This is a genomic window from Halobellus sp. EA9 (genome assembly GCF_051195055.1).
Classification (GTDB): domain Archaea; phylum Halobacteriota; class Halobacteria; order Halobacteriales; family Haloferacaceae; genus Haloquadratum; species Haloquadratum rubicundus.
The window spans coordinates 1-5,520 of record NZ_JBNTJW010000031.1 but is presented as its reverse complement, the minus strand read 5'-3'; the positions used below and the strand labels follow the sequence as shown (position 1 = coordinate 5,520).

At 58.6% G+C, this 5,520-nt stretch carries 1 tRNA gene and 3 rRNA genes; all 4 read right to left on the bottom strand.

The annotated features are described in order from the left end of the window. Positions 1 to 82 precede the first annotated feature (82 nt). Positions 83 to 204 (bottom strand): 5S ribosomal RNA (gene rrf / locus ACQUQ0_RS17430). Positions 205 to 426: 222 nt separating this feature from the next. Continuing rightward, positions 427 to 3,339 (bottom strand): 23S ribosomal RNA (locus tag ACQUQ0_RS17425). Positions 3,340 to 3,696: 357 nt separating this feature from the next. Beyond that, positions 3,697 to 3,768 (bottom strand) — tRNA-Ala (locus ACQUQ0_RS17420). Between the two features lie 102 nt (positions 3,769 to 3,870). After that, positions 3,871 to 5,343, bottom strand: a 16S ribosomal RNA gene (locus ACQUQ0_RS17415). The 16S, 23S and 5S rRNA genes sit together here with 1 tRNA gene alongside, the layout of an rRNA operon. Between the last annotated feature and the right edge of the window lie 177 nt (positions 5,344 to 5,520).

The window sequence follows — 5,520 nt, the reverse complement described above, 5'->3', positions numbered from 1 at the left end:
GGTGGGATGGTGATAATCGAGAGCGTCGCGCTCGCTCGGGCGAGCGTGTCACTCTCGGTGTCTGATGAATGTAGTATGAGTGGTGAGGCGGCGAGTCAGTGTTCCCAGAGGATCGCTCACTCCAGTACTTGCTCACACGCTGGCAGGCTTAACTTCCGTGTTCGGGATGGGTACGGGTGTATCCCTGCCGCTCTGGCCGCCTTCAAACCGACTGATGGAATCGAACCATCTTGAACTGCTCGGTGTCGAACAGTTCGTCGACCACTGTCGGTGGCGTCTCGCTGATCGGTCCGATGGGTTCGACCGTGTGTCGTGCGCGCAATCCAGTTACCGCCTGAACCCGCTCGCAGAGTGGTTCGTGACGAGTCACGTTGTGATCGTCGGACCAGTTCTGTTACGCTTGTGGTTCTGTCTGACACTCGAATATGAGTGTGGCTTTGGACTGTTAGTGCTCGCGGGCTCACACCTCGTTGCCTCGGTGCGTACACCCCGAGTCTATCGAACTCGTCTTCTACGAGTGTCCTCGGTGGTACCTCTTTTTGAGGTGGGTTTCGAGCTTAGATGCGTTCAGCTCTTACCCCGTGGTGCGTGGCTGCTCGGCATCTGCCCTCTCGGACAACCGATACACCAGCGGCACCCAGTCGTAGTTCCTCTCGTACTATACGACCGTTCCTCGCAGGTACCAATACACCCCCAATAGATAGCAGCCGACCTGTCTCACGACGGTCTAAACCCAGCTCACGACCTCCTTTAATAGGCGAACAACCTCACCCTTGCCTGCTTCTGCACAGGCAGGATGGAGGGAACCGACATCGAGGTAGCAAGCCACCCGGTCGATATGTGCTCTTGCGGGTGACGACTCTGTTATCCCTAAGGTAGCTTTTCTGTCATCAACGGGCCCCATCCAGGAGCCTCGTTGGTTCGCTAGACCACGCTTTCGCGTCAGCGTCACTCGTTGGGAATGACACTGTCAGACTTCCGTTTGCTCTTGCGCTCTTCTCCGGGTTTCCGACCCGGATGAGGAAATCTTTGGGCGCGCTCGATATCTTTTCGAGCGCGTACCGCCCCAGTCAAACTGCCCGGCTACCGGTGTCCTCCGCCAGGAGTGAGGGTCGCAGTCACTAACGGGTAGTATTTCAGGAGTGGCTCGGCGGCCCGCTAGCGCGGGTGCCTGCGTAATGCCTCCTACCTATCCTGCACGTTAGCGACCACGTCCCAGCGACAGCCTGCAGTAAAGCTCTATAGGGTCTTCGCTTCCCCTTGGGGGTCTCCAGACTCCGCACTGGAACGTACAGTTCACCGGGCCCAGCGTTGGGACAGTGACGCTCTCGTTGATCCATTCATGCAAGCCGCTACTGAAGCGGCAAGGTACTACGCTACCTTAAGAGGGTCATAGTTACCCCCGCCGTTGACGGGTCCTTCGTCCTCTTGTACGAGGTGTTCAGATACCCGCACTGGGCAGGATTCAGTGACCGTACGAGTCCTTGCGGATTTGCGGTCACCTATGTTGTTACTACACAGTCGGAGCGTCCGAGTCACTGCGACCTGCTCGATGAAAAGCAGGCATCCCTTCTTCCGAAGGTAGGGGACTAACTTGCCGAATTCCCTAACGCCGGTTGGTCCCGACAGGCCGTGGCTTTCGCTGCCTGAGCACCTGTGTCGGATCTCGGTACGGTCACCGTGCGCTTTTTCACGGGCTCTCGGTACCAGCGACTTGCGCTGTCTCGTGATTCGGTCGCTTCCTGCCGTTACGGCGTCCACGATCTTCCACGATTCGACGGGGCGAAGGCCCCGCTCGCTGTTTCCCAAAGCGTCGGCGTAGTGCACGGTGGCACTGGAATATTAACCAGTTTGCCAATTGTCCCAGTCGAGTTACGGTGGGACTTAGGACCGGCTAACCCTCGGCTGAGTGGCAGTGCCGAGGAACCCTTGCTCGTTAGGCCGTCGGGGTTCGCACCCGACTCTCGCTGCTACTGTGACCAGGATTTTCGTTACTGATCGGTCCACGCGAGCTCTCGCCCGAGCTTCCGCCCGATCAGTACGCCAAGCCTACTAAGTCGCCCTGTGATGGGCGTTGCCAGGTCTCGGTGGTGGATTTGAGCCCCGATCATTTTGGGCGCCTCGAACCTCGGCCGGTAAGCTGTTACGCTTTTCTTAGAGGGTAGCTGCTTCTAAGCTCACCTCCCGGCTGTTTAGGGCTCGAGACCACCTTCGGTTGCACTTAATCCACACTTGGGGACCTTAACCCGGCTCTGGGTTGTCTCCCTCACGGACCACAGGCTTACCCCGCAGTCCGGATTCCCAGCGTCTGCGGCGTCTGCAAGTTCGGAGTTCGACAGGATGGCCGACTCCTCTCGGAGGCGGGTCATCCAATCGGTCGCTCTACCTCGCAGACTACCTCGGCTGAGGTCATGCTTCGACATGTTTCGGCTGGAACCAGCTGTTGCCGAGTTCGATGGGCCTTTCACCCCTACGCACGGGTCACGAGAGGGTATTGTAGGACACCAACTCTTGCAGGCCTCCACGCAGCTTTCGCCACGCTTCACCTTGCCCGCGCGTAGATCACTCGGTTTCGGGTAGTACTCGTATGACTCCCCGCGCTTGAACACGGTGGCCCTGGCACAAAGTGCTGCGGCCGTATCGGTTTCCCTGCGCCTGCCTGGATGATCCAGTTAGGCTTGCCATACTGGTACACTCCCTGGGTCGTTTTTCAAAACGCACGACGTGACACCGGCTTCCTCGAAGTCCTACTGGTGGGTCGCCCCACGGTCGTTTGTTCGAGGACCTTTCGTGCCGCGTCGTTCTATCACTGACTGAGTTCAGGCCCTATTGCACCGCCCTGTTCGGGGTGCTTTTCAGCGTTCGCTCACGCTACTTGTTCGCTATCGGTCTCGAGGAGTGTTTAGTCTTCGCAGTTGATGCCTGCGATGTTCACGAGGAATATCCAATCCTTGCTACTCTGGAGCTAACCCGGACACTCGCTCTCACGATACGGGGCTGTCACCCTGTATCGCACTCCGTTCCAGGAGATTTCTCGTGAGATTGAGCGTCGTTTGATTAGTCCGAACACCACATTGCCCGTGAGGGCTTCGGTTTGGACTGTGTCGTGTTCACTCGCGGTTACTAGCGACATCGCGGTTGCTTTTTGTTCCTGCTCCTACTGAGATGTTTCAATTCGGAGCGTTCCCCATTGCGCGAGGCAATTGCGGTGGGGATTCCCATTCGGAGATCCTGAGTTCTTCGCCTCCGTGCGGCTCCCTCAGGCTTTTCGCAGCTTGGCACGTCCGTCGTCGGCTCTCGAGCCGAGCCATCCACCAGCCAGTACAGTAGCCAACGGTATTGAGTGTCGTTGGAACCAGTCCCGCCTGGGTAGGCGAGACCGTCTGTTAGGTGCCTATCGTGATGATAGGCTGTGCGTCTGTCGTAGTGACAGACGGGTTAGTGCTGTCCGTAGTGGACAGTATACTGGTACAGTGATCTGTGACGTCCACGAGCCGTTCTATGCGAACGGGTTCAGTGGGCGTCTGGATTGCGCGCGTACACACGGTCGTCATTGCACGTCCGGTGGCGGCCGGAGCGTGCGTCGAACCCTTCCCATCCGCGCTTTCACGGGATGGTGCATCAGTTCGTTGGGGTCTCACCCTCGCGCTGTCTCCCACTTAAGGGATGTGTTTCGCGATGATGAGCGCCCAAGTATGGACCCGCTGGGATTTGAACCCAGGGCGTCCTCCTTGCAAAGGAGGTGCTCTACCGCTGAGCTACGGGCCCTGTTAGCCTTGGTGGTTCTAAGGTGCCTGTCCGGTCGATCCGGGACACGGTCCACGCGATGAGTGAAAGTGAGCCAGGCGCGTCGGCCTGGTCTCGGTCTGTAGGAGGTGATCCAGCCGCAGATTCCCCTACGGCTACCTTGTTACGACTTAAGCCCCCTTGCGAAGCCCAGATTCGACCATCGTGAGATGGCCTCATCCGGACCTCACTCGGGTGCTTTGACGGGCGGTGTGTGCAAGGAGCAGGGACGTATTCGCCGCCCTCTTGTGAAAGGCGACTACTACCGAATCCAGCTTCGTGAGGGCGAGTTTCAGCCCTCAATCCGAACTACGACCAAGTTTCGGAGATTAGCGTCCTCTTTCGAGGTTGCAACCCATTGTCTTGGCCATTGTAGCCCGCGTGTAGCCCAGCTCATTCGGGGCATACTGACCTACCGTTGCCCGTTCCTTCCTCCAGTTTGGCACTGGCAGTCCTCCTAATGTACCCAGCCAGTCGAGACTGCTGCTGGCAATTAGGAGTGCGGGTCTCGCTCGTTGCCTGACTTAACAGGACGCCTCACGGTACGAGCTGACGGCGGCCATGCACCTCCTCTCTACAGCGTCGTGGCGAGGTCATCAACCTGACCGTCATCACTGTAGTCGGAGCTGGTGAGATGTCCGGCGTTGAGTCCAATTAAACCGCAGGCTCCTCCGGTTGTAGTGCTCCCCCGCCAATTCCTTTAAGTTTCATCCTTGCAGACGTACTTCCCAGGCGGTCCGCTTCTCGGCTTCCCTGCGGCACAGCACTGGCGCGTAGCCAGTGCCACACCTAGCGGACATCGTTTACGGCTAGGACTACCCGGGTATCTAATCCGGTTCGAGACCCTAGCTTTCGTCCCTCACCGTCGGATCCGTCTTCTCGAGGTGCTTTCGCCATCGGTGGTCCGTCCGGGATTACGGGATTTCACTCCTACCCCGGACGTACCCCTCGAGCCTTCCGGTCCCAAGCCTCGGAGTTTCCGCCGGACGCCCACGCGTTGGGCGCGTGGATTTCCCGACGGACTTTCGAGGCCGGCTACGGACGCTTTAGGCCCAATAAGATCGGCCATCACTTGGACTGCCGGTATTACCGCGGCGGCTGGCACCGGTCTTGCCCAGTCCTTGTTCCAGCACCACCCTACGGTGCTGAAAAGCGAGGACGATATGCCCTCGCACTCGGAGTCCCCTTATCGCACTTGCGTGCAGTGTAAAGGTTTCGCGCCTGCTGCGCCCCGTAGGGCCCGGAATCTTGTCTCAGATTCCGTCTCCGGGCTCTTGCTCTCACAACCCGTACCGATTATGGGCACGGTGGGCCGTTACCCCACCGTCTACCTAATCGGCCGCAGCCGCATCCTCTAGCACCGTAGTGTTTGCAGCTCTCGGCATTCCAGCGTGAGAGCGGTATCACGGGTTAGCCTCAGTTTCCCGAGGTTGTCCGTGTCTAGAGGGTAGTTTGGCCACGTGTTACTGAGCTATTTGCCGCGAGTCTGAACTCGCGCGACTAGCATGGCTAAATCGGACTCCGATAGCAATGGCCTCCGGCAGGATCAACCGGAATGGGTCTCTCCCCGTGCGGGGAGAGGGGTGTGGCGGGATTTCCCATCGGACGATGGGAGAATCACCAATATCATTGCGTGGTCCGTGTGGTTCGGATCGACCAGACAGGTGTCACCGAACCACCAAGGCTAACATCAGATCCCATCTGTACGGCGGACCGCAGGGGTGGAATCCTCAT